We start from the raw sequence: 26308 nt of genomic DNA, 5'->3' as shown, positions 1-26308 counted from the left end.
GACTCAGCTGGTGAAGGTGAAGTACTTCCAGGGGCCGTACGTCGTGGAGTTCACGATGTCGCCCGACAAGCTGTTGATGTAGTCGGAGCGCATCCGGAAATGCCAGCCGACGTCCCCGGCGTGGTCTCCGGTCACCTGGACCTTGGAGATGCCGTCGGAGCCGAGCGGGAAGTACTGCGAGTCTCCGTCGTACCACTTGCCCTCGTAGTACACCTGGAAGTCGAAGCGCTGCCGGCGGCCCGGGTAGTACGTCATCTTCGTGGTGAACAGCGGGTCCTTGGTCTTGTGGAAGAAGTAGTACGTGTGGCCCCACGCACTCGCCGACTTGTAGTGGCCGCTGACCGAGGTGGACACGCTGACCCGGGCGCCGACGACGCTGGTGGCGGAGGCAGGGGTGTAGCGGGCGTCGCCGGCGAACTTCGCGGTGAGCGTGGCGTCCCGCTTCAGGTTCAGGGTGACGGACAGGTTGCCGTAGGAGTTGACCTTGCCGGACTTCACCAACGTGTTCGGCTTGTCGGAGCCGAAGGGGTTGGACCAGATCTCCACCGTGCGGTTCTTGTAGGTCGTCCCCAGGTGGGCCGTGAACGTCACGTCCTTGCCGTAGGAGTAGACCTTGCCGTTGTTGTTGAGGGTCAGCGTCGGCTTGGCGCGGGAGACGTCCACCGTGTCGGAGGCCTTCGCGGCGGTGTGCTGCGCGTCGCCCGCGTACGTCACCGTGTACGTGACCTTGCCGCCGGCCGGCGGTGTGTCGGTGAAGGAGAACTTGCCGCCGATGCTGAGCGGCTTGGTGCCGAGCGACTTGCCGTTCGGTGAGTCCAGGTCGGTACGGGTGACCTGCAGGGGGATGCCGGGAGGCAGCGGCAGCGTCGTGGCGAGCTTGCCCCTGACGATGAGGGTCTTGGCGCGGGTGGCGGTGGCGGGGGCGTCGACCGTCAGCACCGGCTTGGACTTGGTGGAGTCCGTCAGGACGCGCAGCGTGTACACGCTGTCGTAGTTGTGGGTCAGCGCGAACAGCCGGCCCGCGCCCGTGCCCGGTTCCCAGGCGAGGCTGGCGTTCCCCAGCTCGTCGTAGCCGGAGATGTTGTCGGTGTCGGGCCAGGTGTACTCGCGGACCGGGGTCGTGGCGCCCGGCCGGAACATGTACAGCGACGGGTCGTACGGGGTGTCGGTGCCCGCGGCGACCGTTCCGTCGCCCGCGATCGCGACCGAGCTCGGGTGGTACTCGGTGGTGTAGCCGGGCAGCGGGGTGAGGTCCGAGGTCTGCCACACATGGTGCTGATTGCCCGGGTTGGCCGTGATCAGGCGGCTCCCGTCGGGCGTGAGGGCGAGGTCGGACGTCGAGCCGAGGTCGCCGTAGCGGGCGGTGCGGGTTGCGGTGCCGTTGGCCACGTCGTACACGCCGAGCCAGGAGCCGTAGTACTCCGGGGCCGCTGCGGCCAGCGTGTTCGGGGCGCCAGGCGTGGCGGCGAGCAGCGGGGCGCCGGGGTAGTCGGTGTCCGGGTCCTGGTCCAGGGCCACCACCGGCTCGGTGCCCGACAGGTCCAGCGAACCGATGTGGCCGTGCTCGGTGGTGCCGTAGCCGAACCAGAGCTTGCCGCCGGCCAGGGCGAGGTGGGCCGGGTCGGTGCCATCGCCGGTCGCGTACCGGGTGGACTCCGTCACCGTCGTCGTGTCGATGGCCACGATCGCGTTCGCGCCCGGCGAGGCCGCGTACACCGTGCCCGAGTCGGCGGAGAGCTGGAGGCCGGTGACGCCCGGCAGAGAGGTCACCGAGCCGACGACGGTGCCGCTGTAGTCGGTGGCCACGACCTTGCCCTGGTACGGGTCACTGATGAAGACCCGCTGGTGGACGCCGTCCACCACGATGTCGCCCGCCGACTTGATCGGCAGGACCTTGCTGGAGTCGGCCGAGGCCGGCGTGGCGGCGAGGGTCGCCGAGCTGAAGATGACCGCCAGGGCGGTGGCGGCCGTGAGAGTGCGCATACGCACGCTGATTCGAACCCCCCGGAACGAAAAGAGAATTGGGGCGCCGCACGGGCGCGGCGTGGATGAATTCCCTGCGAACCGTCGTGCCTCGAGTGGCGATTGTGGAAAGGCTAGGTCATGCCGCCGACAACAGCGCCAGTGTTTCGGAGGCCGGCGTGCGGACACCGGGGGGCGACTGCGGACACTTCGGGGCGGCGGTGCAGATCACGATGCAAGTCCTCCAGGTCCGGGACCTGGAGGGCGGCGGTGAGGCCCAGCGGGTGCGGGCGGCGGCACAGGCCGCGACAGAGGTCACGCGGCCGGGGGAGGGCCGTGGGTCGCTCGTGGGACCGCTCGTGCGGCGGTTTTCACCGGGGGCCGGTGCAGGCGCGCGGTCCGGGCGGGCCTCACCAGGTGAAGCCCGGTTGCACCGACATGCAGGCGTCCGTCTTGTCGCCGTGCAGGACCGACGCCGTGCTGGGGGCCTGCGTCGGCTTCTCGGGCGCGTGGTACGCGGTGCCGGTGCGCCAGTCCGCGCCCACGACGAGCGTGACCCCGGAGACGTCCGTCGACTTGCGCACCTGGCCCAGCGGCACCCCGAGCGCCTTGGCCAGGGCCTGGGCGTCGCCCTTCAGGTCGGCGCTGGGGTAGAGGATGGTCGTTCTGGGCTCGGTGGCCGGCGTGGTGTCCACCAGCGCCCGGGTGAAGCCCTTCTGCACCAGGACCTGCTGGACCGCGCTCGCCCGCTGGAACGCGGGGGCCTGGCCGTCGGCGCCGGTGCCGTTGCGGACCTGCACGGCCAGCTCCCCGGCCGGGGCCGCCGGGTCCTTGGACGTCGGCTCGGTCTTCTGGTCGTCCTTGTGCTTGGCGCCCCGGCCGTCCAGCGGGGTGTCGTCGCGCACCATGGAGATGAGGTCGTCGGCGTCCCCGGGCGCGGGCACCAGCCGGGCGGTGTTCTGCGACCACTGCACGGTGGGCAGCGTCGTCATCGTGATGCGACTCGGGGGGACCTGCTTGAGCTGCCCGGAAAGGTCGTACAGCTTCTTGACCGTGCCGAGGCCCTCGTCCACGGTCAGTGCGTTCGTCGCGGCCTCCGCCAGCTTGCGCATCTCGCCGGGGTTGGTCAGCTTCGCGTCCTTGCGAAGCTGGCGGACCATCGAGGTCATGTACATGTGCTGGGCGTGGGTGCGGCCGATGTCGCCGCCGTCCTCGAAGCCGTAGCGGGTGCGCAGCCACTGCAGGGCCTGCTTGCCCTTGACCGGGGTGGTGCCCGCCTTCAGCTTCAGGCCCGAGCCGTGCCCGTCCGAGGTGTGCGACCACACGTTCTGCTTGACGCAGACCGGGACGCCGCCGATGGCGTCGGCCATGTCCACGACCCCGGAGAAGTCGACCATCATGAAGTGGTCGATGTGGATTTTGGTGAGCTGCTCCCAGGTGGAGACCGTGCAGCCCGGTCCGCCCCGGCCCAGGGACTCGTTGGCCATCGACAGGGAGAGCGCCTCGTACTTCTTGCCGGTGTCGGGGTCGGTGCACCTGGGGATCGGGATCATCGTGTCGCGCGGGAGGCTGACCACGGACATGTTGCTGCGGTCGGCGGAGACGTGCACCAGCATCTGCACGTCGGCGAGCGGGGCGCGGCCCACGTCGCCCTTGGAGCCGCCGAGCTTGAGGTCCTCCGCGGTGTTCCGGCTGTCCGAGCCGATCATCAGGATGTTCAGCGGGGTCTGGCCGTCGGCGTTCGGGGTGGCCTCCGGCGCGGCGTAGTCGCCGATGTTCAGCTTCTTCTTCTTGATGTTGTCGTTGAGGTGCTGGTAGTAGAGGTAGCCCGCTCCCGCGGTGCCGAGTATCAGGACCGCCAGCGTCAGTGCCGACCAGCGCAGTATGCGCAGGCCCCGGCGGGCCGGCCGCCGCTCGGTTCGGTGCCGGCGTGCGCCGTGCCGGGTGCGCGGCGGGGCGTCTTCGCCGTGCAGGCTGCTCTGGGTCATCCCTGTGCCCTTCCAACCCTGACGAGGCACAGGTGGCCTCGGCCGTCGTCTCGCCCCCTGGGTCTCCGGGGTTCCCGGGGTCGCCGGGCCGGTGTCTGCGGGAGAGAGTTCCTAGGATCGGCCCGTCGATCGCTGCGATCACCGTGCCGGGAGTACCGGACCGCTCACCCTAGCCGTGAGGCTCCGCGCCGGGCGACGGGGGTGAGATACGCAACTCTCGTACAACCATGGGATTGTCCGGTTTCTGGCGATTGGTGGCCCGCGCCTTGGTGCGGGTTTTACCGTCAGGACGTTTCGCCGCCGGATTCCGTCACCATGCCGGATTCCGTTGCCGTGCCGGGTTCCCGTTGCCGCGGGTGGAGGGCGCTGTGCTGCTATGGGTGGGCCACCGGCCGGACCGCAGCGGGGGGCCGGGCCGGAGCCGGTGCCGGGGTGCGGGCCGCCGCCCCTGCCGGGCCGGCGTTCGCCGCCGTGATCAGGGCGACGACGGCGATCACGGCCGCGGTCACGCCCCGGGTGGTGGAGTTTCCCCCGCACGCGCGCAGCCGGGTATGAGGGAGCCGGCAGTCGGGCAGTGCGGGGGAGTGTCCGTAGGGTGCGGACGTACGACCGTGCACGGCGACCTCGCAACAACAGCAGCGTGTTAAGCAGGCTTAATCCGCCGTTTAACCTAGGGCTGCCAGAGCCGAACGGCAAGGGGCACCAGGGGAGTTGGGAGAGCGCGGCGATGCGGGAACGGGATGATCCGGAAGTCGTGGGCCGGCGTGTGCAGCAGCTGCGCACCCAGCGTGGCCTGACACAGAAGCAGCTGGCGGAGCCTGCCTACACGCCCGCCTACGTCTCCACCCTGGAGGCGGGCCGGGTGAGGGCCTCCGACGAGGCGCTCCGGCACATCGCGAGCCGCCTTGGAGTGACTTTCGAGGAACTGGCCGTCGGCCGTCCCGCCCGCCTCGCGACCGATCTCAGGCTCCGGCTCACCGAGGCGCGGCGCGCCCTCGCCGACGGCAGGGCCGAGGAGGCCGCCGTGCAGTACGCCGCCCTGCTCGCCGAGGCGGAGACGCACGGACTCGACGGCGAGCAGACAGAGGCGCTGCTCGGGCTCGGCGAGTGCGGCCTGGAGACGGGCGAGCTGGGCAGGGCGCGGGAGTGCTTCGAACGGGCCGAGGAACGGCTGGCCGGCCAGTCGCTGCCGGTGCGCGTGCCCGCCGTACGCGGCCGGGCGGTCTCCCACTACCTCGCCGGTGAGCTCCGCTACGCCGTCTACCTCCTGGAGTCCACCCTCGACGAACTCAACCGCGGCGGCCTGCACGACCCCGACGCCCTCCTCCTGCTCTACGCCAGCGTCATCGGCCCGTACATGGACATGGGCGCGCACGCCCGCGCCGCCCAGGCCGCCGAGTTCGCCCTCGCGCTCGCCCCGCGGGCCGCCGACCCGGCACTGATCGCCCGGATGCACCGCTCGGTGGCCCGCACCCTGCTCGCCGAGGGCCGTATCGCCGAGGCCGACGCCTCCCTCGCCAAGGCCGCCGAGCTGTACCGCCAGCTGCAGCTGCGCACCGAGCTGGCCAACTGCCACTGGATGCGCGGCTACGTGTACGCCCAGCACGGCGAACTGGAACGCGCCGAGGCGGAGCTGCGGCAGGCCCTTGCGATGCTCTCCGAGTCCCGCGCGGCCCTCTACCGCAGCCAGGCCGCGGTGGAACTGGCCGACGTCCTGCACCGTCGGGGCAAATCCGCAGAGGCCGCGGAACTCCTCTCCGGTGTCCTCGGTGACTTCTCCTCCGAGCGCGGCGCGGTCCACGCCGCCGCGGCGCATCGCCTGCTGGGCATCATCGCGGAGGACACCCGGGACACCGAGGCCGCCGAGGAGCACTACGTGCGGGCCCTCAGCCTCCTGGAACGGGCCGGTGCCGCGGGCGATCTCGCCGACCTGTGCCGTCTCCTCGGCGACCTCCTGCGCCGTACCGGCCGCGTGGAGGCGGCCCTGGACGCCTACCGCACCGGCCTGGGCCACCGCACCGCCCCCGGCACGACGACCCTCGGGCCGACCCCGGCCCAGCCACCGCTGTGAGCGGTCAGTCCCAGCCGGGCACCGGCGGCTGCGGCCACCTCGGCGGGGCCGGCAGCGGTCGGTCCGACACCAGGGGGGTGTCCGGGCCGCGGCCGGTGAGCCAGGCGAGCAGTGCGTGGCCGGGGCCGGTGACGGTGGGGCCGGACGGGCCGAGGGTCCAGGCACGGCCGAGGTCGCTCGCCTCGAGACGGGCGACGGGGAAGCCGCGCACGCTCAGGGCGGCGACGGTCTCGTCCAGTGCCCAGGTGACGTAGCCGTCCGGCCAGTCGGCGGCGGTGTAGCCGAGGGCCAGGTCGACGTGGTGGGTCTCGAGTTCACGCCGGGCCCGGTGGAGGGTGTACCAGGCGGGGTGCCGCCAGCCCGCGAGCGCGCTCACCAGGGTGGGCCAGCGATCGTCGGGCATGGCCGCCGCCTCCTCGAACAGCCGGTCCAGGCTGCGGCCCAGGTCTGCGACGAGCCCGGCGGCGTCCCGCTCCGCACCCTCGCGCAGCGCCCGGTCCAGGGCGGCGGCGTCGGCCCGCGGCCCGGGTGCCGTCCCGGTGCGGGCCAGGGCCAGCAGCCAGCCGTAGGCGTCGGCGCTGCGGGCCAGGTGGGTGATGACGTGAGCGCGGCTCCAGCCGGGCAGCGCGCACGGTCCACGGGCCTGCCGGTCGCCCAGCGTGTCCAGGGTGCCCCCGAGGCGCGCGGCGCAGGCGCGTAGGTCGTCGAGGAGGAGGCCGATGTCGGCGCGCTCGGGATCGGTCGTGTCGGTCACGCCCCGGCACTCTACGGCCCGCCGTCCGGCAGGGGGCCGACGGCCGCGACGCCCTCGGTGAGGGCCCGTTCGCCGACGCCGCCGAAGCCGAGGACGAGTCGCGCGGGCGCGGCGGTGGCCGAGGGCGCGGCAGGTGCTCGTGCCGTCCTGTGCTGTCCGGCCTGCCGTCGTCGGCCGCCGGCACCCTGCTGACGGCCTGACCGGGAGCCGGCCTGCCGTTGTCGCCGGAGCGCCGCCTTCGGAGCGGCGCGCGGGACGTCGCCCTGGCGCCGGCGCAGGCGCGCATGCCCGTCGCCGGGCACGGCACGGTCTGCCCACCGCCCTGGCCCCGGCCCGGCGGGGCCGCCGAGCCGGGGCCCACCGTGCCCTCACACCCGGGTCCCGCCCTGCCGGCGTACGTCCGCCAGGCGCAGGGCGCCGACCTGGACGGCGGCCTGGGTCGCCTCGTCGGGCACGTCGCCCAGGCCGCCGTTGGTGAGGGCGAAGGCGTCCTGGCCGACCCGGACGGCGGCCACGTCCAGGGTGAGGACGGTGTCGTCGCCGTCCTGTGTCGTCGTGGTCAGGGTGAGGTGCAGACCCTGGCGTGCGTTCCCGGCCTTCGGCAGCGGGGCGTCGGAGACCCGGACGTCCTCGGCGGTGCCGTCCTGCGTGGTGGCCGTGAACCGGGCGCACTTGTCCGGCATGGTCTTCAGCCAGTTCAGCACGGCGTCGACGTCGGCCGGGCGGCGCGCGCCGATCTGGAAGCGGAGCTGGGCATCGGTGTCGGTGTCGTCCAGGCCGATGGCCACCCGGGGCGGGGCGCCGAGGAGTTCGTCGGCGTACAGCGCGTCGAGCAGCCGCTGGCACTCTGCCGCCGTGGTGGTCGCCTTCAGCATCCCGTCCCGCCAGGTGGCCGCGCCGCGCGTCGCGGACCAGGGGGCGCCCAGGTCGTTCTGGTCGATGAGCGCGGCCTGCGCCTGCGCGTCGGTGAGGCCGGAGCCGTCGCCTCGGGCCGATGTCTTGGGGACCGGTGTGGGCCGGTCGATGGTCGGCAGGGGCTGCGGGGCGGTCTGCGGGTGCCGCAGCCCGAAGGCGGCGCAGGCGCCGAGGCCGAGGAGGCCGGCGGTGACGAGGGCGGTGTGGAGGCGGCCACGCCGGCGTATGTCCTGGGCGCGGATGCGGGGGCGTATGGGGGCGGTCATCGGGGGGTGCCCTCCTGGATGGACGGCCGGTTCAGCGGGTTCAGGGGAGTGGTGCCTTCTCTCACGGCACCACCGGGCCCGGGGGCTCACCAGCGGTCGGGGCCGTCCGGGTGAGGGGGCGCGCGAGGTCGCGAAAAACGACTCGGCCTGCGGGGCCGGGCCCTGTTAGCGTCGCCGTATGCAGCGCGCCCAGAAGTTCGTGTCGAGCACGACGACGCCGGAGACCGTCCCGGCGCGCTGACACCTGACCTGTCCTAAGCCCCGGGGCGAGTGCCCCGGGGCTTAGGCGTTCCTCCGTCTTTCCCGGTCCCTCGCCCCGGCCCCGGCCCACGCGAGGAGACCCCCGTGAACGAGCGTCTGCCGATCGACGACCGCCCGACCGGCCACCTGCCCGACCACCGCCGCCTCGGCCGCGAACTGGATCTGTTCGACACCGACCCGCTGATCGGCGCCGGGCTGCCGTACTGGCTGCCGGACGGGGCCGTCGTACGCCACACCCTGGAGGAGTACGTCCGGGAGGCCGAGCGTGCGGCCGGGTACCGGCACGTGTACTCGCCCGTGCTCGGCAAACGCGAGCTGTACGAGATCTCCGGGCACTGGGACCACTACAGCGACGACATGTTCCCGCCCATGCGGCCGGGCGCGGAGGGCTCCGAGGAGGTCGTCCTGCGGCCCAGCCTCTGCCCCCACCACGCGCTGATCTACCGCTCCCGGCCCCACAGCCACCGCGAGCTTCCGCTGCGGATCGCCGAGTTGGGAACCATGTACCGGTCAGAGCTGTCCGGCGTCCTCGGCGGCCTGACCCGGGTACGGGCCATCCAGCTCAACGACGCGCACATCTTCTGCACCCCGGAGCAGGCCGTCGAGGAGGCCCGCGGCGCCCTGGAGCTGATCGCCCGCGCCTATGCCGACCTCGGCATCCGCGCCGTACGCCACCGCCTCTCGCTGCCCGGCGAGGGCGGTAAGTACGTTGCCGACCCGGCCCTGTGGCGGCGGGCCACCGCGCTGCTGAAGGAGGCGCTGGCGGGGGCGGGCGTCGCGTACGAGGAGGCGGCGGGCGAGGCAGCCTTCTACGGCCCCAAGATCGATGTCCAGATCGCCGACCCGGCGGGCCGCGAGGCGACCCTGTCCACCGTACAGATCGACTTCCACCAGCCCGCCCGCTTCGATCTGCACTACATCGGCGCCGACGGCGCCAGGCACCGCCCGGTGATGGTGCACCGAAGCATCATCGGCAGCGTCGAGCGGGCCGTCGCCCATCTCATCGAGGCTCATGGCGGCGCCTTCCCGGCCTGGCTGGCACCTGTGCAGCTGGCGGTGCTGCCGGTGGGCGAGGGGCAGGTGGAACGGGCTGCGGCGGTGGTGCGCGAGGCCCGCGTGCTGGGCCTGCGGGCCGAGCTCGCCGGCCCCGGGCAGGGCACCCTCGGCGCCAGGATCCGCGCGGCGCGCCTGGTGCCGTACCAGGCGGTGATCGGCGAGCGGGAGGCCACCGCGGGCCTCGCGGCCGTACGCCTGCGCGACGGCCACCGGCCGGGCGAACTGCCGGTGGCCGAGCTGCTGCGCAGGATCGCCGCCCGGGTCGCGGCACGCGGCACCGGACTGTGGGACGCACACCCGTGAGTGATCTAGATTCGGCACGACGGAAGGAACCCGCCGTGACCGGTCAGCCCATCCCCGTGATCATCGACTGCGACACCGGCGTCGACGACGCCCTGGCCCTGCTGTTCGCCGTACGCCACCCGGGCCTGGATCTCAGGGCGGTGACCTGTGTGGCCGGGAACACGGACGTCGACGGGGTGGTCCGCAACACCCTGACCGTGCTGGAACAGGCGGGCGCCCCCGCCATCCCGGTGGCGCGCGGCGCCGGACGCCCGCTCATCGAGCCGGGCCGCCCGGCCCGGCATGTGCACGGCGAGGACGGCATGGGCGACCTTGGCCTGCCCGCGCCGGAGCGGGCCCCCGCCGACGTGGACGCCGTCACCCTCCTGCACCGCGAGATCCTGGCCGCCCCCCGCCCGGTCACCCTCATCCCCACGGCGCCCCTGACGAACATCGCCCTCCTCCTGCGCACCCACCCGGACGTGACCCGGAACATCGAGCGGATCGTGTTCATGGGCGGGGCGGTCGCCACCGGAAACGCCACGGCCGTCGCCGAGTTCAACGTCTGGCACGACCCGGAGGCGGCAGCGATCCTGCTCACGGCGGGGGTGCCGATCACCATGTACGGCCTCGACGTCTTCACCCGGGTCGTCGTACCGGGCGAGGTGGTGCGGCGGCTGCGGGCGAGCACCGAGCCCGGCACCCGGCTGGCCGGCGAGCTGCTCGCCCACCGTCCCTCGGCGCCCGACCCCGACGGCGACGACCCGGCGGGCGGGCTCGGCGACGCGGGCGCGGTGTGCGCGGTCGCCGACCCGCAGGGCCTCACCACCCGCCTCCTGCCGGTGGAGGTCTCCCTGGCCCCTGGCCCGGCCCGGGGCCAGACGATCGTCGACCGCCGCCCCCGCCCCGGCGAGTCCGAGGTCCACGGGGGCGCCCGCGAACAGGCCCTGGTGGACGTGGCGCTGGACGTCGACGTGGACCGCTTCGTGAAGCTGTACCTGGGGGCGGTGGAGCGGTCCTAGACGCCCGGGGGCGCCGGCCCGAGCCGGATCAGTCGGAGCCGGCGGCCGGCACCCGCGCCGTCCACCGCTCCTCCACCCTGGCGAACCGCCAGTATCCGAGGGCCGCCGCCCACACCACCACGAACAGCCCGACGATGATGTAGCCGACGCTGTCCAGGTTCAGGCCCGCGATCCAGTCGCTGACGGCGTCGTCGAGGCCGAGCTTGTCGTGCAGGACACCGACCAGTTCGATCGTGCCGATGACGAAGGCGACGGCGATGGACAGGCCGGTGATGGTGAGGTTGTAGAACACCTTGCGGACGGGGTTGGAGAACGCCCAGTGGTAGGCGAAGTTCATGAACGTGCCGTCGAGCGTGTCGAACAGGCTCATCCCGGCCGCGAACAGCAGCGGCAGGCACATGACCGCGTACCAGGGCACCCCGGCCGCCGCTCCCGAGCCCGCCATCACCATCAGGGTGACCTCGGTGGCCGTGTCGAAGCCGAGACCGAAGAGGAAGCCGAGCGGGTACATCTGGCCCGGCCGGGTGATGGACCTGGTCAGCCGACCGAGGATCCGGTTCATGAACCCCCGGGAATCCAGGTGCCGTTCGAGCTCCTGCTCGTCGTACGTACCCGCCCGCATCGCCTTGAAGACGCGCAGGATGCCGGCGAGCGCGACCAGGTTGAGGGCGGCGATGAGATAGAGGAACGTCCCCGAGACCGTCGTACCGAGGAAGCCGAGCACCTGGTGGGTGCGGGAGTTCTCGCTGGTGACCCGGTCGGCGAGCTGGGTGCCGCCGGCGATCAGCAGCGCCAGCACCACCACCACGCTGGAGTGCCCGAGCGCGAACCAGAAGCCCACCGACACCGGCCGCTTGCCGTCGGCCATCAGCTTGCGGGTGGTGTTGTCGATCGCGGCGATGTGGTCGGCGTCGAAGGCGTGCCGCATACCGAGCGTGTACGCGGTCACCCCGAGTCCGACGCCGAAGACGTCGTTGCCGACCTGGTAGTGCTGCGGGGCGACGATCAGGTACAGCACACCGAACGCGACGACGTGCAGCGCGGCGATCACCGCCATGAGCCCCGCCGTGCGGAGGGTGTCCTCGCGCCGCCAGGTGAAGTCCCTACCGGCCGCGGGTGTCGTCCGGGGTGTCGGGGTTGTCCGGGCAGGGTCGGGCAGGGTCATCCGGTTCACGCTCCAGCACCTCGTGGATCACTTCGTGAGATGCCGTGGCCGGTCTCCTGGCTTACGGGTCGTGCGTCCGCCGTTCCTGCCTTCCCGGTCGCGTACGAGCGACCAGTGGCCCGGCGGCTGCCGGACGGAACGGGAACTCCCCGATCACAGTGGCGAGGGCCGCGTCGACATCGCATCGACTTCCCGAGCACCACGGCCCGCCCACCGTAGGCGTACGCAACGTTGCCCGCATAGCTGCACAGGCGTGCAGGTATCCAAGATCACATAGTGGCCTGCGAGGATGACGGCATGCATCTCGTGCCACCCGACCGCGCCGACCGGCGCACCATCGACGGCCACCGGGTGTGCGACGCCATCGCCGCACTCGGCGAGCCGGGCCAGGTGCGCGCCTGGGCCGACCGCTTCGCCCTCCTCTCCGACCCCAACCGCCTGTCCCTCCTCCTCGCCCTGCACCACACCGGCCCCCTGGCCGTCTCCGACCTGGCCATCGCGACGGGCATGAACGACCCCGCCGTCTCCCAGGCCCTGCGGCTGTTGCGCGCGGCGGGGGTCGTGGCGGGGGACAAGGACGGGCGGGTGGTCAGGTACCGGGTGGTGGACGCCGACGTACGCGGGCTGCTGGACCACTGCCGGAGCTGACACGGCGACGAGTTCCCCGGCGGCGCTGCTAGCCGACGGTCGGGGTCGGGGCCGGGCCGGGTGAGGTGGTGGTGGGGGGTTCACCGGTGAGGGCGCTCAGGTCCACCGGGGTCGACGTCGGGTTCGGGGGCGGGGTGAGGACCACCTGGGGCTGGCCGGGGGCCGGGGGCGGCGGGGTCAGGTCGGAGGACGGGAGCTTGGGCGGGGTGGTCTGCTGGAAGAGGGTCTGGTCGAAGTCGACCAGACCGGTCTTCTCCATGACCTCCATGTGGTCCAGCACCGTGTCGTTGGCCTGGTCCGCGAGGGCACGGACGAGGGAGTTCTTCGTGGTGGAGCGGATCTTCGCGATGGTGTTGAAGATCGAGCCGTGCGTCATCCGCAGGATGTTGGCGAAGTCGGTGTCGAACTTCTTGCCGCTGTCCGACGCGAGCGTCCTGACGAAGCCCTGCTGCTGTGGGCTCGGCTGGTTGGGGAGGGTGATGTTCAGCAGGGGGGCTATCTTGCGGCAGGTGGCGTCCAGGGCCGCGTGTCCGTCGACCAGGTGACGGCTGGCCGTGATCACCGCCTTGCTGGTGCCCTGCCGCAGGCCCATCTGCCCGACCGGGTACTCCCACAGGCCGGCCGCGCGCACCTTCACCACGAAGTCCCGGTCGCCCTCCGTGAGCGGGCCCCAGCGGGTGTCGGCGATGACGCGCGACTGGGAGGTGGTGACGGTGTTCAGCCCGAGCACGGCCGGGTAGGCGAGCGCCGTGAGAGTGAGGGCCAACGCGCCGCCCACAAAGAGCGTTCCCGTCGCGTTCCGCGAAAAGCGCACCGTGCGCACCGTGCCTCCTGCCCGGTCGGGGTTCCGCCCCACGGGCGGTGTCGGACGCAGAGCAGTACGGATCCGATGGCGACGCGTATCAGGGACGCGGGCAAAGAATTGCCCATCTCCTCGGCGTACGTTGACGAAAACTCGACATTCATGGGGAAAACTTCGGCTCCGGCTGGACAAACATTGACTCTTCCACGGGAGAGTCAAGGGGAAATCCGGTCCTAGATTCGCCGCATGTCCCCCACGCCGCCCGCCAGGGTTCCCGCAGCACTGCCCGTCCTGCCGTACCGCAAGCCCACCAAGGGCCGCGACTACTGGGTGCTGGACGACGCCCTGCCGGACATCGACGCCGTCCGGGAGCGCTGCCTGGCCAAGGACGACTGGGTGGAGGGGTATCCGTACACCTCCGAGACCTGGCCGGGACTGCGCGCCATGCCGGGGCTGGAGCCCGCTGAACTCGCCCAGATCGAGCGCCTGGTGAAGAAGGCGACCGGGGCGAAGGACCTGTGGGTGCAGCAGGCGCCCGGCGGCGGCACCCTCAACCACAACTGTGTCCAGGTGGTCGGCGAGGGCGAGTGCGAGCCGCGCCCGCACACCGACTCCCGCGCGCTGTGCCGGTACGCGGCCGTGCTGTACCTGAACCCGCACGTGCCCAAGGACTGCGGCACGAGCTTCTACCGCCAGTCCCTGCCCGGCGGCCGGCTCGGCGGCAACGTCGTGCAGGCCCCGCACAACAACCTCGTCGAGGCCCTCGGTACCCGCTTCGTCGCCCCGGACGCCTTCGAGGAGGACGTCCGTGTCCCGCACAAGTACAACCGGCTGCTCCTCTACAACGCCAACCTCGTGCACAGCGCCACCGGTTACTTCGGCAAGTCGCTGGAGGAGAAGCGCATGACGGCCGTCTTCTTCTGGATGGCCTGATGACGCGTGCTTGGCATGGCGGGCCGCACAAGGGGTCCGGCTGACCCGTGCGGCTGAAACCCGCCGTGTTCACCTCCCGGTCCGCCCCCCCTGCGCCGTGACGGGGGGCGGACCGGGAGCGTCGATTCCAGCGCGGGGGTGTCAGGGGCTCGGGGGCGGGCAGGGCCGAGGCGGGCAACTGCCCGCGGAACTCGCGAGGTTCGCCGGGCGGGACGGGACAGCGGCGTGAAGCGCGTCAGCCGAGCCAGACGAGCATCGCGTCGTCCGCCCTGGCGGCAGCCTCGAAGAACTCTGTGAGGCCGTCGTACCAGGGCCGCCCGCACTCCAGGGCGCCGACGTCACTCCATCCGAGGGGATAGACCTCGGCGCTGGTCAGTTCAGCCGGATCCACGCCGCTGACGAGCTGGCCATAGCTGGTGGCCCGCAGGACTTCCGCCGCGAGCCGGACCCGCTCGGGCCGCACGTACCGCGGGGGCCCGTAGCCCCAGTCCTCGTCCTCGGCGAACGCCTCCTCACCGTGGACCACGTTCACGGGGAACTCGGCGCGGGCCAGCAGGAAGCGGAGCATGTCCCAGGTCTTGTACGTACTGAAGTGGCGCGCTTCCGCGGGCCCAGGCTCCGTCTCCTCCTCGGCGTCCTGGACCTCTTCGGCGAAGGCCAGAGCCCATTCGGGGTCCTGGATCGCCCGGTCGAGCTCAGCAGCCGTCACCCGCAGGTACTCACCGATCATGCTCATGGCCGGAAGCTAGCCGAGGCCACTGACAGCGGCCGTTGGACGCAGGGAGAACGCAGGGAGGACGCAGGGAGGCGGGCATGCGGAGGCCGGTACTTTGCCGGTGGTGGGCGAGGGCGTAGCGGCGCCGGCGTGGCCACACGCGGAAATCTGTCACGGCGAGGCCACATCTGTGTGCCCGGCGGAGTTAGGGTTCTCGCACGAGGCAGAGGGCGCTGGGTCTTCGGAGCGCGGGTGCCACGCACGCCTGGGTTCCCCGCCGCGTCCCCGAAACGAAGGTGCCATGCCCGCCGAGAACGCCCCTGTCGCCGGCAACCTCGACGACGATGACTACCCCGCCTACACCATGGGGCGGGCCGCCGACGTTCTCGGTACCACCCCCGCCTTTCTGCGGGCCGTCGGTGAAACCGGGCTGATCACTCCCCTGCGTTCGGAAGGCGGCCACCGCCGGTACTCCCGCCGCCAGCTGCGCGTCGCCGCCCGCGCCCGTGAACTGGTCGACCAGGGCACCCCCATCGAGGCCGCGTGCCGCATCGTCTCCCTCGAGGACCAGCTCGAGGACGCTCTCCGTCTGAACCGGGAAATGCGTCGGAAGCTGGGCGGGCGCGACACGGATACCTAGTCCCGCCGGTGCAGGATACGGACAGCGGTGGACCGAGAATCGCCGGACACCGCGGAAAACGCATGGGTGCCGTCCCCCGACCTGTGTTAGCGTGATAGCAGTTGCAGTTTTGATTGCCAGAGATTTTTTCTTTGCAGAGCTTTCCGGATCTTTCCGGAGGGGTAATCATCGCGGCGACTCGGCTCCGTAAAGTGCGGAGTCCAGCATTGCCCCCCAAGGGAGATTCAATATGGCATCTGGCACCGTGAAGTGGTTCAACGCGGAAAAGGGCTTCGGCTTCATCGAGCAGGACGGCGGCGGCGCTGACGTGTTCGCCCACTACTCGAACATCGCCACCAGCGGCTTCCGCGAGCTTCAGGAAGGCCAGAAGGTGACCTTCGACGTCACGCAGGGCCAGAAGGGCCCGCAGGCCGAGAACATCGTTCCCGCCTGACGCTGACGCGAACCGTCGCGAGCCAGTGGTTCGCGCATCATGAGGCTGGGGCCCGCGCTCTTGGGGTGCGGGCCCCAGCTCATTGTGTTACCGCGGTCCGGACTTTCCGGCCCGTCGGCCGCCCCGGCTTCACTGCCGCGAGGCGCGGCATTTCTTATTTTCTTCGGCTCATTCTTGCGAATCCTCGTGCGGTCGTCACCGTTGGACGGAATTCCTCGATACGCCGCATCGAGGAAGGTTCCTCCATGAACCGCACCCGTCGCACCGACGGCACTTCCGGTGGCTTCCGCGCGGACAGAAGATCCACGCGTTCGGCAGGCTTCACCCGTTCGGCAGGCTCCGCTCCCGGCAGCCGCTCCCGTACGCAGGGGGCGGGCCGCCAGGGTCCCCGTCCGGGCGCCGGACGAAAGAGCGGCCAGGGCGCACGCTCCGCCCCGCGCCGACAGGAGTTCGCCCTGCCGGTCACCCTCACCGAGCCGCTGCCGGCGGTCGAGACGTTCGCCGAGCTGGACATGCCCGCACGGCTGTCGGCCGCCCTCGAGGCCGAGGGCGTGACCTCGCCGTTCCCGATCCAGGCGGCCACGCTGCCGAACGCGCTGGCCGGCCGGGACGTCCTCGGCCGGGGCCGTACCGGCTCGGGCAAGACGCTCGCCTTCGGCCTGCCGGTGCTGGCCCGTCTGGACGGACAGCGGGCCCAGCCCCGGCAGCCCCTCGCCCTGGTCCTCGTCCCCACCCGGGAACTGGCCCAGCAGGTCACCGACGCGCTCACCCCCTACGCCCGCGCCCTGCGGCTGCGGCTCGCCACCGTGGTGGGCGGCATGTCGATCGGCCGCCAGGCGAGCGCTCTGCGCGGCGGTGCCGAGGTCGTCGTCGCGACGCCCGGCCGCCTCAAGGACCTCATCGAGCGGCGGGACTGCCGGCTGGACCAGGTCGCCGTCACCGTCCTGGACGAAGCCGACCAGATGGCCGACATGGGCTTCATGCCGCAGGTGACCGCACTGCTCGACCAAGTTCCCGCCGGTGGGCAGCGGTTGCTGTTCTCGGCCACCCTGGACCGCAACATCGACCTCCTGGTACGCCGCTACCTCCACGATCCCGTGGTGCACTCGGTCGACCCGTCCGCGGGAGCCGTCACCACCATGGAGCACCATCTGCTGCACGTGCTCGACGCCGACAAGCAGACCGCCGTGACCGAGATCGCCGCCCGCGACGGACGCGTGATCATGTTCCTGGACACCAAGCACGCGGCTGACCGGCTGGCCAAGCACCTGCTGTCCGTCGGGGTACGCGCCTCGGCCCTGCACGGCGGCAAGTCCCAGGGGCAGCGCAACCGCACGCTCGCCCAGTTCAAGGACGGCCACGTCACGGTCCTGGTGGCGACCAACGTCGCCGCCCGCGGGATCCACGTCGAGGGCCTCGACCTCGTCGTCAACATCGACCCTCCCGGCGACCACAAGGACTACCTCCACCGTGGCGGCCGTACCGCACGCGCCGGGGAGTCCGGCACCGTCGTCACCCTCGTGCTGCCGCACCAGCGACGCGCGGTGGACCGCCTCATGGCCGACGCCGGCATCGCGGCGCGTACCGTCCGGATCCGGCCGGGCGAGGCCGAGCTGCAGCGCATCACCGGCGCCCGGACCCCCTCCGGCGTCCCCGTCACCCTTGCCGTCCCGGTCGACGGCCGGGGCGAGGGCAGGGGATCCGCCGGCCGGCAGCGCAGAGGCCGGGTCACGGGCCGTGGGACGAGCGGCCAGGGCGACGGTCGTGGCGGAAGCGGCCGGGCCGCCGCGCGGGTCCGTCGGCCGGCACCGAGGAACAACCCATAGCCCGAGCACGGGGGAAGCACTCCCTGCGGCCCGGACGAGCCGTCGCCCGTCCTGCCCGCCCCGACGAAGAGGAGAAGCCCTTGACGCCGTTTCCGCTCCGAACACAGCAGGCCGACAGCGCCGATCGCACCGGTCTGACCGCCCGCGACGCCATGCACGCCCCCGGCCCGCAGGTCGAGGACCACATGGCGGTCGACGTGGCCCTGTCCGTGCTCATCGGCGCGCGCGTCCCGCATCTGCTCCTCCGGGACGAGGACGGCCGGTGCGCGGGACTGGTCACCCGGGCCCAGCTCGCCGCGCACCGCGGCGGCTCCTGGTACAGCGACCGGACACGGCTGCGGGACATCCCGCTCGACCGCGGACCGTTCACCTCGTCCAGGGCCGCACTCGGCGAGGCGGAAGCCGCCATGCGGGGCCGGACCCTGGACGTCTCCCCCGTGATCGACGAGCACGGCTACGCCCTGGGCGTCCTCGCTCTCACGCCCTGACCCCCGTCGACCCCCGTCGACCCCCGTCCCCCCGTCCCCCCGTCCCCCGGTCCACCCTCGTCCGGCCGCCGTCATGCGGTCGTGCCCTCCGGCGTTCTTCCCCATCACTGTGGAGGCATCCATGCGCTGTGTCATCGCCCGTTTCCCCTTCGACCTGATCAAGAGCGAAGTGGAACAGTCCATGAGCGGCATCACGCCCGAACCGGTCACCGGTGTGTCCGTGACCATCGACCGCCGCATCTACCCCGTGATGCAGGTCGGAGAAGTGATCACCCGGCAGAACCGCCGGGACTTCACGGTGGGCGAGATGCGACGGGCCCTGACCCAACTCGGCTTCACCTGCCACGACGCTCGCCCGGTCGCGCCGGCCAGGGACACACGGGTCGGCGAGGACACGCTCGGCTGGTGACGCCGTCAAAGGACGACGGCAGGTGATGCGCCGCCCGCGGGCCGCAAGGCCCGAAGACGCGTCGCCCGGCTGGTGACGGGCAGCACAGGCGGCATCTGAGCGCGCCGGTCGTCCGAGGCTGGTGCCGACCCTGCGCAGGCTCGCCGCCGGGCAGCCCCGGACGGGGGAGCCACAGAGGCCGCGGAGAGATCCGCGGCCTCCTGCGTCGTCCTTCACGGCCCTGGGGCCGGCGGAGGCGCCATGCGGGGGTGACCGGCCGCGCCGGGCGCGAGGACCGGTGCCACAGGGGCCGACGCTGCCGACGACCGGCTCGACCCGGCCGACACCGTCTCCGGGTGGACACGGGTGGAGTTCCGCGCCCACCGAGCCGAGCCTGCGGGCGTCGACCGGGCGACGGCCGGGGTCGCGGACACCTGTACGGGGAGGCGCTGTGGACCGCCACCGGGACCAGGTGAGGTCATCCACGACGCGAGCGGATGCACCCTCGGGCGGGTGATCGCCCCCGGGCCGGCGGCGTCTTGGCAAGGCCGGACAGCCGCTCTGTGCCACCCTGGGCCGCGGGCGAAGCCGCGACAGAGGCCGGCCCGGGGCCTCGGAACATGGCCGGGCCGGGCGCCCGGTGCCACCGCACTTCGCGGTCGCCCGCCCACCGACTCCGGCGGGCGGGCGACGGGGCTGCCACCTGAATGACGTGATGCCCGGGTCGGACGCCGAGGGACCCGGCAGGCGCCATCGCTGCTCACCGGCCCCTGGACGACGCTGCGGGCCGGTGGCCGTCCGGGAGGTTCAGGGGCAGGCCGGTCTGCTCACTCCGTACAGAACCCGCTTGCCGTCGCCCGGGTGTTCGGTGAGCGTCCACAGTTGTTCGGCCGAGCGGAGCCAGTAGAGGTCCTGCAGCCCTCGGCCGCCGGTCCGCGACACCGGCGTCCTGTGGTTGCCGGTCGCGTTGGCGACGACCAGATCGCGGTTGCCGCTGCCTCCTCCGCCCGTGTTGAAGTAGTAGCAGCCGCGCGAGAAGGCGCCCTGGACATAGCGGACGGGCTGGAACCATGCCCTGTACGGGTGGATGGTGCCGTGGAAGCCGGTCAGCTCGGTGTCGGTCCAGCGGGCCACCTGGCCGACGCCCGATGTCCGGTACTCGCTGGTCAGGAACTCCGGGGCGCGGCCGGGAGCGCGCTCCAGGGCCATGGAGTCGTAGCGGGTGGTGGCGGAGTTCGGGTTGTTCCAGCGGCCGATCTCGGGCAACAGATAGTCGTACCCGCGTCCGCAGTAGCTGCCGCCGGGCTCCTGACGTCCTGTCGGGCAGTGCCGGCTGACGCTCGCCTTCGGGTTGTGCGCGAGCCGCAGAAGGTTCCTGGTGTCGTAGACGTGAAGCCCGCCCTGGTTGGCGGTGACGAAGAGGTAGTTCCGGTACCAGGCGATGCCGCCCGCGTGGACGGACACCTCGCTGTAATCGGTCCCAAACGCGTTCGGCACCACGAGCAGCACGTGGATGTACCTCTTGGTGGCGGTGTCGAGGAAGCTCAGCCGGGTGCCCGTTCCCGAACCTCCCGGGGGACCGGCGTGCCAGGAGAAGACGATGGCCTTGTGCCGGTCCACCGTACCGGCCCCCGAACGGGCGTCCTCGGTGCCGCTGACCCCTTGCGGGGACCAGTCGGGATCGGTGGCGTCGTCGTGGCGCAGGCAGTAGAACCCGGCCACGTGTACGCCGTGCAGGGCACCGCCGCTGCCGGTGGCCCGGTGGCGGCAGTGGGTGTTGTTCCCCGTGTGGGCCTGGCGGTTGGCCGCGTCCAGCATGGATCCCACCGTGACCCGGGCGCCGCCCGGATTGACGGTCTCGCGCAGCATGCGGGCCTGGACGCGCCGGTCGTTCCCCCAGCGGAGCGTGAAGGCGCCCGGCGTTCCGGGCTTCATCGGCACCGGGGCCGGATGAGGGATCGTGACCGGAGCGGCCGGTACGGCCGCGACGAGCATGCCGAGCACAGCCATGAGGAGCACCGCACCGGGCGCACGCCCGCGTCTGAAAAACGTCATGGTCTTCTCCGAGGGCAGGGAAGCGAGGCACGGCGCGCCTCCGTCGGGTCTGTGCCGGCGACGGAGGCCCACCGTCGGAACGCTGTTCCCGCCGCTTCCCGGGGAACCGCTCGCAGGGCCGGAAAAATCACCCCCCCGACACCGATTGCCGCAGTGCTGTTCGGCTGCCCGTGCGTACGTGCGCCGCCATTCGAGTGGCAACCCGTGACTGCTTGCGCGAGGCCCCGGAGTTGAGCGGCTGAACTGAGCGCGTCCACAAAACGGGCCGCATGGCGGGTCCTTGTCCACTTCCTCACCTGTGGGGATGCGGGACGTCGGCCGGCCACAGTTAAGGAGACTCGGATGCGCACACCGCGCAACATCGTGGGGAGCGTCCTTCTGGCGCTCTTGCTGGTCGGCGTCTCGCCCGCCATCGCCCAAGCCGCACGAGCCCAGAACGGGCACGGCGCCGCCTCCTGCCCGACCCGGCACCGGGCGGTTTCGACAACCACGGCGCCGCACCCGCAACTGGAGGCGTACCACGACGGCGACTGGCGGCTCGGCCCCCAGGTACTCCCCCGCACCGGCCCCATCGGGAGGATGCTGAGGGGCTACCACCCGCACGACAACACGTCGCGGTACTGGTTTCTTGGGTGCTACTGGCAGACGAATCCGCAGAAGGAGCCGGCAGAGCAGGTCGGCGGCTGGTGGTTCCCGGACCACCACGGGTTCCTGCTCCGCGACGGCCGCCCCGTGGAACATGCGCTGACGCTCCGGCCAGGGCAGCGGATCGACCTCTTCGGCAGGGGCAACTCGGGCAACTTCCTCGCACCGGAAGGCACGCCGTACGCCGAGCGCGCGATCCCGCCGAGCAACCTGGACGAATACAGCGCGTCGAATCCTCCGTTCAACTACCACCTCTACAAGGTCATCGCGCCGTTCACGGTCGAGGCCGGGCCGGCCAGGCCCTGGTTCGCCCAGCCCGGGCTGGGCACCCAGTACTACACGAGCACCAACGTCGGGGACCTGATCGCGGCTCACAAGCTGAGGGAGATCACCCGCACATGACGTCATGGGGCATGAGCCGGGGCAGGCCGCGCAACGGTCGTCGAGCGGTCCCGTGACGAGTCGCCCGCCACTGCGTCAGGTGCGCTTGCGCACGCTGATCGGGGTTCCGGTCCCTCCCGGGTCGGCGAGGGCGTGGCCGGGATGCGCCGGGAGCGTCGCCGCCGCCCGGCGGGCAGGCATCGGCGCCTTGGGGCGGTTCGCGCTCAGCTCTCCGATCAAACCCTGGACGAAGGCGAACAGTTCACGGCCGAGCGAGCGGCCTGCGGCGGCGAAGAGATCGGGGTAGAGACCGGGGAAGGTGTTCTCGTCCACGATGAACGGCCGCCCCTCGCTCACGATCAGGTCGAAACCGACCAGGGGCAGGTCCAGGGCCTGCTGGGCGAGCTGGGCGAGCCGGGCGAGTGCCGGAGGGACTTCGCAGCCGTCGACGTCACCGCCGGCCCCTTCCGGGTCGTACACCTTCCAGACGTCGGTGGACAGGCGGGTGAAGCGGTGGCCGCGCTTGCGGTAGCCGTACATCAACGTGCCGTCGAGGAGGGTGGTGCCGAGCCAGTCCGCCGGGCCGCTGCTGGAGCAGACCCGTTCCAGGAGGAAGCTGCCCTCCGTGCCGGCCCCGACGGTGCGGTCCAGGTAGCCCGCCAGGTCACGTAGGGTCGCGAAATCCTCCACCAGGAGGACTCCCTGCCCGTAGGAACCCAGCCGTGGTTTCAGCAGGGCGCGGCCCCACTCGGCGAGAACGGGGGCGGCGGCTTCCGTGTTGTGGTGGCTGAGGAGGACCGTGTCGGGGACCGGAAGGCCGGCCCGGGACAGCCGGAGGTGTGCCCGGTACTTGTCCAGGCCGGTCGAAAAGCGTGCCGGATCGGGGACGACGGGGACGTCCAGGCTGAGCGTGAGCAGCGCCTCCCGGGTGTAGCCGCCGGGGTCCCGTGCCATACGGGCGTACCAGATGTAGAGGTCGAGGTCGTTGAGGCAGACCTCGCCGCAGTACACCTTGCCGTTGCGGACACAGGAGCGGCGGATGTCCAGCCCGTGCAGGAACTCGACGTCCGTGAGACCGGACAGCAGGTCCATCAACAGCGCGTGGTCGTCGGCCGGGATCTTGCCGACCTCCCTGGGCGCACCGGGCGGGGCCGCCCCACCGTGGCGGGCGGGTGGCAGGAAGGTACCCACTCTCAGCGGGCACCTGCCGGTCATCACCATCTCCGCCGCCCTGGCTCGGTCCACGACGCCGTCGCGCGGGCATCGTGACGTGCCCGTGCCGCACCGCGGGAGCGCGGCGCTGTGCGGCGCGTTCCCACCCCTCAGCCCAGCACATCGCGCCGCGCGACGCATCCCGGCAGCCCGGCAGCCTCGGCAGCCTGGCAGCCTGGCAGCCCGGCAGTCCGGCAGCGCCGGGCGGTGCGCCGTGTCGCCCGCTCGGGTCGGTGCGGGCGCGTCCCGCGGGCCCGGGGAGTGCGCAGCGTGCACTCTGAACCGGCAGAGCCGGCAACGAAGGCCGGTCCCGGCGGCAGGGAGCCCGCCTGGGCCCAGCGACCGAACGGCGGGACGCATTCGTGCGATGGCGAGACGGAGCGCGGCGGACCAGGGGGCCGGTCGAAGGGGAGACACCGGGGGCCAGGACGCTGTTCCTCCTCCTCGCCGTCGAGAACCTCCTGATCAACTACACCGCCACCGCCATGAACGTGGCCCTGTCGGCGCTCGTCGCGGACCTGCGCACCACGCTGACCGGCGTACAGGCGGTGATCTCGCTGTACGCGCTGGTGGTCGCCGCGTTCCTGATCACCGGCAGCAAGCTCGGCGCACGGCACGGGTACCGGCGGATCTTCGTCCTCGGCGGCGGAGTCTTCGTCCTGGGGGCGCTGATCGCCTCCTTCACCCCGAGCCTGCCGTTCATGCTGGTCGGATGGTCCGTGCTCCAGGGGCTCGGCGTCGCACTGATGCATCCGGCGCTGATGGCGATGCTCACCACGGCCTTCACCGGGGCCGTGCGTACCAAGGTGCTGTCGACGCTGGCCATGACGTCCGGCATCGGCTCGGCGGCCGGTCCTCTTCTGGGCGGCCTGCTCACCAACTACCTGACCTGGCGTGTCTCGTTCCTGATGGCAGCTGCGGTCACCCTGGCCGTGACATGGCTCCTGCGCCGTACGGTCGATGCCGGGCGGTTCCCCGGACGCACCGGACGGCGCTTCGACGTCCTCGGGGTGGTGCTGTCCACGACCGGACTGATCCTCCTCGACGTCGCGGGCCTGCTGGCGGGGCGGTACGGCCTGCTCAAGGCCCGGCAGGACTTCGTGGTGCTCGGCCACACGCTGCTGGAGCGCGGCGGTCTGTCACCCGTGCCCGTCCTGTCGGGCACGGGGCTGGTGGTCCTGGCCGCCTTCGCCGGACGGGAGTGGCGTCTCGTCACGGGCGGCGGGGATCCGCTGGTACGGGTGCAGGTGCTGCGCAACCGCACCGTGCGGACCGGGATCTCGACCCAGATCATGCAGTTCGTGGTGTCCGGCGGTGCGCTCTTTCTGGTGCCGGTCTTCCTGCAGACGACCCTTGGATTCGGCGCGCTGCACAGCGGAGTGGTGCTGCTCCCGATCGCGTTGGGGCTGCTGCTGGCCGCCCGGCCGGCTGCCCGGCGCATCGGGAACGGGCGGATGACCCACCGTGCCGCCGCGATGGGGGCGTTCGTGTGCATGGGGGTCGGCTGCGGCGCCGTCGCCGCCCTGTTCAGTCCGCATGCACAGGGGGTGACCGCCGTGGGTCTGGCACTCGCGCCGGGCATTCTCTGCATCGGATTGGGCCGGGGCATGGCCACCACGCTCACCGACCTCGTCCAGTCGGCGCCTGAGCCTGACGAGGTCAGCGACGTGACAGGGCTCTCCTACACGGCCGGCTATCTGGGAAGTTCGTTCGGGGTCGCGCTCGCCGGTGCCCTGATGACCGGGACGCTGCTGTACGCGTTCGAGGCCGGGGTGAACGACAGCCACGTCCTGGCCGCCCGTCAGAAGGAGCTGGTGACAAGGACCCTGGAGAACCAGGTGCAGATCACCGCCGCGTCCGACGACGCCCTTCGGGCGAAGCTGCTGTCACGGGGCATCACGGGGGCCGCGTCCGACGAACTGGTACGGATCAACGGCCGAGCCAGGCAGCGGGCGCTCACGGTGTCCATCACCGGCATGGCCGCGCTGGCCGCCGTCGGCTGGCTGACGGCACGACGTATTCCCGTCCCCGCCGGGGCGGCGCCGGTCACCGGCCCGCGACGATGAAGGCCCAGGTCGCAGAGGCCGGGCCTTCATCGTCGTGCGCATGGATCAGTCGCCGCGGACGACGGCGGTACGCCGACGGCCCCGAGGGCGGGCACCGACCGGCCGGCCGTGATCACTCACGACAGCGTCCCGTCAGGGCTTGGTCGACGCTGCCGCCGCCCAGCCCTTGGCGGGCTGGAACAGTTCGATGAGGTTTCCGGCGGGGTCGGCGATGAGGACCTGGCGTCCGCCCGGGCCGGAGACGACGTCGCTGCGGAACGTCAGTCCGGCGGCGCGCAGTTGGTCGACGGTGCTGTCCAGGTCGTCGACGACCAGGTGGATCCGGTTGCGGCCGGCGCCGGCGGCGTCCTCGGGGGTGGCGCGGGCCCCGGAGGTGGCCGAGCCGGAGAGCAGCAGCCGCAGGGGCCCCCGGGTGACGTCGGCGAAGACGGGTGGGGCGCTGGTGCGCAGGGTGAACCCGAGATGGGTGGTGTAGAAGTCGATGGCGGCTTGGACGTCGTCGACGATGTAGCGGACGCTGGCGAGTTCTTCGGCGGTCGTCACGGGCGGGTCTCCTGTAACTGGGCGAGGATGGGCAGCAGGTAGCGGATGCGGGTGTCGATGTCGTGCGCCGTGCGCCTGAAGGCGGGGTAGGTGGCCTGGTCGGTGTCGCCGGCGGCAGCGGGGTCGGGGACGCTCCAGTGGGCTCGGCGCGGGGAGTGCGGGAACTCGGGGCAGACCTCCCGCACCTTGTCGCACAGGCTGATGACGTGGTCGAACCGGTGCGTGAGCACCGTGTTCAGATGCCGGGGCCGCTGGTCGGCGACATCGATGCCGAACTCCTCGCGCAGTACGCGTACGGCGTTGGCGTGCAGCCGGGGCTTGGGATGACTGCCGGCGCTGAGGACATCGGCGAGACCGGCGGCGCGGTGGCGCAGCAGCGCTTCTGCGATCGGGGAGCGGGCGCTGTTGCCGGTGCACAGGAACAGCACGGAGGGCCGGTGCGGGCCCTCCGTGGCGGGCGGCGGCGGCACCGCGCCCGCGCCCAGCGTCGGGTGCAGGGCGGCCCCGGTGTCCGAAAGGGCCTGCGCGCAGCGGTCCAGGTCCAGGTGGTAGTAGCTGTCGCGGCCGTCGGAACTGCTGCGGGTGGCGGTGACCAGTCCGCTGTCGCGCAGCAGCCGCAGATGGTACGAGACCAGGTTCTGCGGCTCGCCGACCAGTGTCACGAGTTCGCGTACCCGGTAGTCGCTGTCGGCGAGTGTGGTCAGCAGGCGCCAGCGCACCGGGTGAGCCGCCAGGTGCGCGAACGCCGGGCCGGCCTGGCCAGTGGACGCCATGGCGTCCATGGTACATCA

The 26308-nt window shown here is 72.0% G+C and carries 25 protein-coding genes and 1 riboswitch; of the genes, 12 read left to right on the top strand and 13 right to left on the bottom strand.

What is annotated here, in order from left to right:
• Positions 1 to 3: 3 nt before the first annotated feature.
• The 3 genes from K7G59_RS10085 to K7G59_RS34645 all read right to left on the bottom strand — a co-directional run bounded on the left by K7G59_RS10085 (position 4) and on the right by K7G59_RS34645 (position 4459).
• Complete coding sequence (locus tag K7G59_RS10085) at positions 4 to 1983, bottom strand: YncE family protein (RefSeq protein WP_225832470.1); 1980 nt, start codon at positions 1981 to 1983, stop codon at positions 4 to 6.
• Positions 1984 to 2372: 389 nt separating this feature from the next.
• Positions 2373 to 3950: an LCP family protein gene (locus tag K7G59_RS10080; RefSeq protein WP_225832468.1), complete on the bottom strand. Its 1578-nt coding sequence runs from the start codon at positions 3948 to 3950 to the stop codon at positions 2373 to 2375.
• A gap of 374 nt (positions 3951 to 4324) precedes the next feature.
• Positions 4325 to 4459, bottom strand: a complete 135-nt coding sequence (locus K7G59_RS34645) for a hypothetical protein (protein ID WP_263976206.1) — start codon at positions 4457 to 4459, stop codon at positions 4325 to 4327.
• Positions 4460 to 4677: 218 nt separating this feature from the next.
• Here K7G59_RS34645 and K7G59_RS10075 point away from each other — a divergent pair, with 218 nt between their 5' ends.
• Positions 4678 to 6021, top strand: a complete 1344-nt coding sequence (locus K7G59_RS10075; RefSeq protein ID WP_225832466.1) for a helix-turn-helix transcriptional regulator — start codon at positions 4678 to 4680, stop codon at positions 6019 to 6021.
• A gap of 4 nt (positions 6022 to 6025) precedes the next feature.
• Here K7G59_RS10075 and K7G59_RS10070 read toward each other — a convergent pair whose 3' ends face one another.
• The 3 genes from K7G59_RS10070 to K7G59_RS10060 all read right to left on the bottom strand — a co-directional run bounded on the left by K7G59_RS10070 (position 6026) and on the right by K7G59_RS10060 (position 7956).
• Positions 6026 to 6775: a maleylpyruvate isomerase family mycothiol-dependent enzyme gene (locus K7G59_RS10070; RefSeq protein ID WP_225832464.1), complete on the bottom strand. Its 750-nt coding sequence runs from the start codon at positions 6773 to 6775 to the stop codon at positions 6026 to 6028.
• Positions 6776 to 6786: 11 nt separating this feature from the next.
• Positions 6787 to 7077, bottom strand: a complete 291-nt coding sequence (locus K7G59_RS10065; protein ID WP_225832462.1) for a hypothetical protein — start codon at positions 7075 to 7077, stop codon at positions 6787 to 6789.
• Positions 7078 to 7143: 66 nt separating this feature from the next.
• On the bottom strand, positions 7144 to 7956 hold the full coding sequence (locus K7G59_RS10060; protein ID WP_225832460.1) for a hypothetical protein: 813 nt from the start codon (positions 7954 to 7956) through the stop codon (positions 7144 to 7146).
• A 387-nt stretch (positions 7957 to 8343) separates the two neighbouring features.
• On the opposite strand from K7G59_RS10060, the gene thrS reads away from it, so the two are divergent.
• Both thrS and K7G59_RS10050 read left to right on the top strand, forming a co-directional pair.
• The gene (thrS, locus tag K7G59_RS10055; RefSeq protein ID WP_225833089.1) at positions 8344 to 9576 is read left to right on the top strand and encodes a threonine--tRNA ligase; all 1233 of its coding nucleotides are present in this window, start codon (positions 8344 to 8346) and stop codon (positions 9574 to 9576) included.
• Between the two features lie 35 nt (positions 9577 to 9611).
• On the top strand, positions 9612 to 10577 hold the full coding sequence (locus K7G59_RS10050) for a nucleoside hydrolase (protein WP_225832458.1): 966 nt from the start codon (positions 9612 to 9614) through the stop codon (positions 10575 to 10577).
• Positions 10578 to 10605: 28 nt separating this feature from the next.
• On the opposite strand, the gene K7G59_RS10045 is transcribed toward K7G59_RS10050, so the two are convergent.
• On the bottom strand, positions 10606 to 11742 hold the full coding sequence (locus tag K7G59_RS10045; RefSeq protein ID WP_225833087.1) for a HoxN/HupN/NixA family nickel/cobalt transporter: 1137 nt from the start codon (positions 11740 to 11742) through the stop codon (positions 10606 to 10608).
• A 28-nt stretch (positions 11743 to 11770) separates the two neighbouring features.
• Positions 11771 to 11975, bottom strand: a riboswitch (cobalamin riboswitch).
• 64 nt (positions 11976 to 12039) lie between these two features.
• On the opposite strand from K7G59_RS10045, the gene K7G59_RS10040 reads away from it, so the two are divergent.
• Positions 12040 to 12390: a metalloregulator ArsR/SmtB family transcription factor gene (locus K7G59_RS10040; RefSeq protein ID WP_225832456.1), complete on the top strand. Its 351-nt coding sequence runs from the start codon at positions 12040 to 12042 to the stop codon at positions 12388 to 12390.
• A gap of 28 nt (positions 12391 to 12418) precedes the next feature.
• Here the strand turns inward: K7G59_RS10040 and K7G59_RS10035 are convergent, their stop codons facing one another.
• Positions 12419 to 13168 (bottom strand): DUF4142 domain-containing protein, encoded by a 750-nt coding sequence (locus K7G59_RS10035; RefSeq protein ID WP_225832454.1) that lies wholly within the window; start codon positions 13166 to 13168, stop codon positions 12419 to 12421.
• Between the two features lie 270 nt (positions 13169 to 13438).
• On the opposite strand from K7G59_RS10035, the gene K7G59_RS10030 reads away from it, so the two are divergent.
• Positions 13439 to 14125 (top strand): DUF6445 family protein, encoded by a 687-nt coding sequence (locus K7G59_RS10030; RefSeq protein ID WP_225832452.1) that lies wholly within the window; start codon positions 13439 to 13441, stop codon positions 14123 to 14125.
• Between the two features lie 235 nt (positions 14126 to 14360).
• Here K7G59_RS10030 and K7G59_RS10025 read toward each other — a convergent pair whose 3' ends face one another.
• A complete protein-coding gene (locus tag K7G59_RS10025; RefSeq protein WP_225832449.1) occupies positions 14361 to 14861 on the bottom strand; it encodes a YfbM family protein in 501 nt (166 codons plus the stop codon).
• Between the two features lie 280 nt (positions 14862 to 15141).
• On the opposite strand from K7G59_RS10025, the gene K7G59_RS10020 reads away from it, so the two are divergent.
• The 5 genes from K7G59_RS10020 to K7G59_RS10000 all read left to right on the top strand — a co-directional run bounded on the left by K7G59_RS10020 (position 15142) and on the right by K7G59_RS10000 (position 18636).
• Positions 15142 to 15480: a MerR family transcriptional regulator gene (locus K7G59_RS10020; RefSeq protein WP_225832447.1), complete on the top strand. Its 339-nt coding sequence runs from the start codon at positions 15142 to 15144 to the stop codon at positions 15478 to 15480.
• Positions 15481 to 15709: 229 nt separating this feature from the next.
• Positions 15710 to 15913 carry a cold-shock protein gene (locus K7G59_RS10015; protein ID WP_007383480.1) on the top strand — a complete coding sequence of 68 codons (204 nt, stop codon included), beginning with the start codon at positions 15710 to 15712 and terminating at the stop codon, positions 15911 to 15913.
• A gap of 245 nt (positions 15914 to 16158) precedes the next feature.
• Complete coding sequence (locus tag K7G59_RS10010; protein ID WP_225832445.1) at positions 16159 to 17739, top strand: DEAD/DEAH box helicase; 1581 nt, start codon at positions 16159 to 16161, stop codon at positions 17737 to 17739.
• Positions 17740 to 17819: 80 nt separating this feature from the next.
• Entirely contained in the window at positions 17820 to 18227 is a 408-nt protein-coding gene (locus K7G59_RS10005) for a hypothetical protein (RefSeq protein ID WP_374114206.1), read from the top strand.
• A gap of 121 nt (positions 18228 to 18348) precedes the next feature.
• The gene (locus K7G59_RS10000) at positions 18349 to 18636 is read left to right on the top strand and encodes an SCO5918 family protein (RefSeq protein WP_225832443.1); all 288 of its coding nucleotides are present in this window, start codon (positions 18349 to 18351) and stop codon (positions 18634 to 18636) included.
• 786 nt (positions 18637 to 19422) lie between these two features.
• On the opposite strand, the gene K7G59_RS09995 is transcribed toward K7G59_RS10000, so the two are convergent.
• The gene (locus K7G59_RS09995) at positions 19423 to 20670 is read right to left on the bottom strand and encodes a hypothetical protein (protein ID WP_225832441.1); all 1248 of its coding nucleotides are present in this window, start codon (positions 20668 to 20670) and stop codon (positions 19423 to 19425) included.
• A 342-nt stretch (positions 20671 to 21012) separates the two neighbouring features.
• Between K7G59_RS09995 and K7G59_RS09990 the strand changes: the two genes are divergently transcribed.
• On the top strand, positions 21013 to 21717 hold the full coding sequence (locus tag K7G59_RS09990; RefSeq protein WP_225832439.1) for a TNT domain-containing protein: 705 nt from the start codon (positions 21013 to 21015) through the stop codon (positions 21715 to 21717).
• 75 nt (positions 21718 to 21792) lie between these two features.
• Here the strand turns inward: K7G59_RS09990 and K7G59_RS09985 are convergent, their stop codons facing one another.
• Complete coding sequence (locus tag K7G59_RS09985) at positions 21793 to 22887, bottom strand: RimK family alpha-L-glutamate ligase (RefSeq protein ID WP_225832437.1); 1095 nt, start codon at positions 22885 to 22887, stop codon at positions 21793 to 21795.
• 383 nt (positions 22888 to 23270) lie between these two features.
• Between K7G59_RS09985 and K7G59_RS09980 the strand changes: the two genes are divergently transcribed.
• A complete protein-coding gene (locus K7G59_RS09980; protein ID WP_225832435.1) occupies positions 23271 to 24974 on the top strand; it encodes an MFS transporter in 1704 nt (567 codons plus the stop codon).
• Between the two features lie 132 nt (positions 24975 to 25106).
• Here the strand turns inward: K7G59_RS09980 and K7G59_RS09975 are convergent, their stop codons facing one another.
• Together K7G59_RS09975 and K7G59_RS09970 are read right to left on the bottom strand one after the other, a co-directional pair.
• The gene (locus K7G59_RS09975; protein ID WP_225832433.1) at positions 25107 to 25517 is read right to left on the bottom strand and encodes a VOC family protein; all 411 of its coding nucleotides are present in this window, start codon (positions 25515 to 25517) and stop codon (positions 25107 to 25109) included.
• The gene (locus K7G59_RS09970; protein WP_225832431.1) at positions 25514 to 26290 is read right to left on the bottom strand and encodes an ArsR family transcriptional regulator; all 777 of its coding nucleotides are present in this window, start codon (positions 26288 to 26290) and stop codon (positions 25514 to 25516) included. The genes K7G59_RS09975 and K7G59_RS09970 overlap by 4 nt, the downstream gene beginning before the upstream one ends.
• Positions 26291 to 26308 lie beyond the last annotated feature (18 nt).

Source organism: Streptomyces sp. NK08204 (assembly GCF_020400585.1).
Lineage (GTDB): Bacteria > Actinomycetota > Actinomycetes > Streptomycetales > Streptomycetaceae > Streptomyces.
This window is presented reverse-complemented; position numbering and strand designations above follow the sequence as displayed.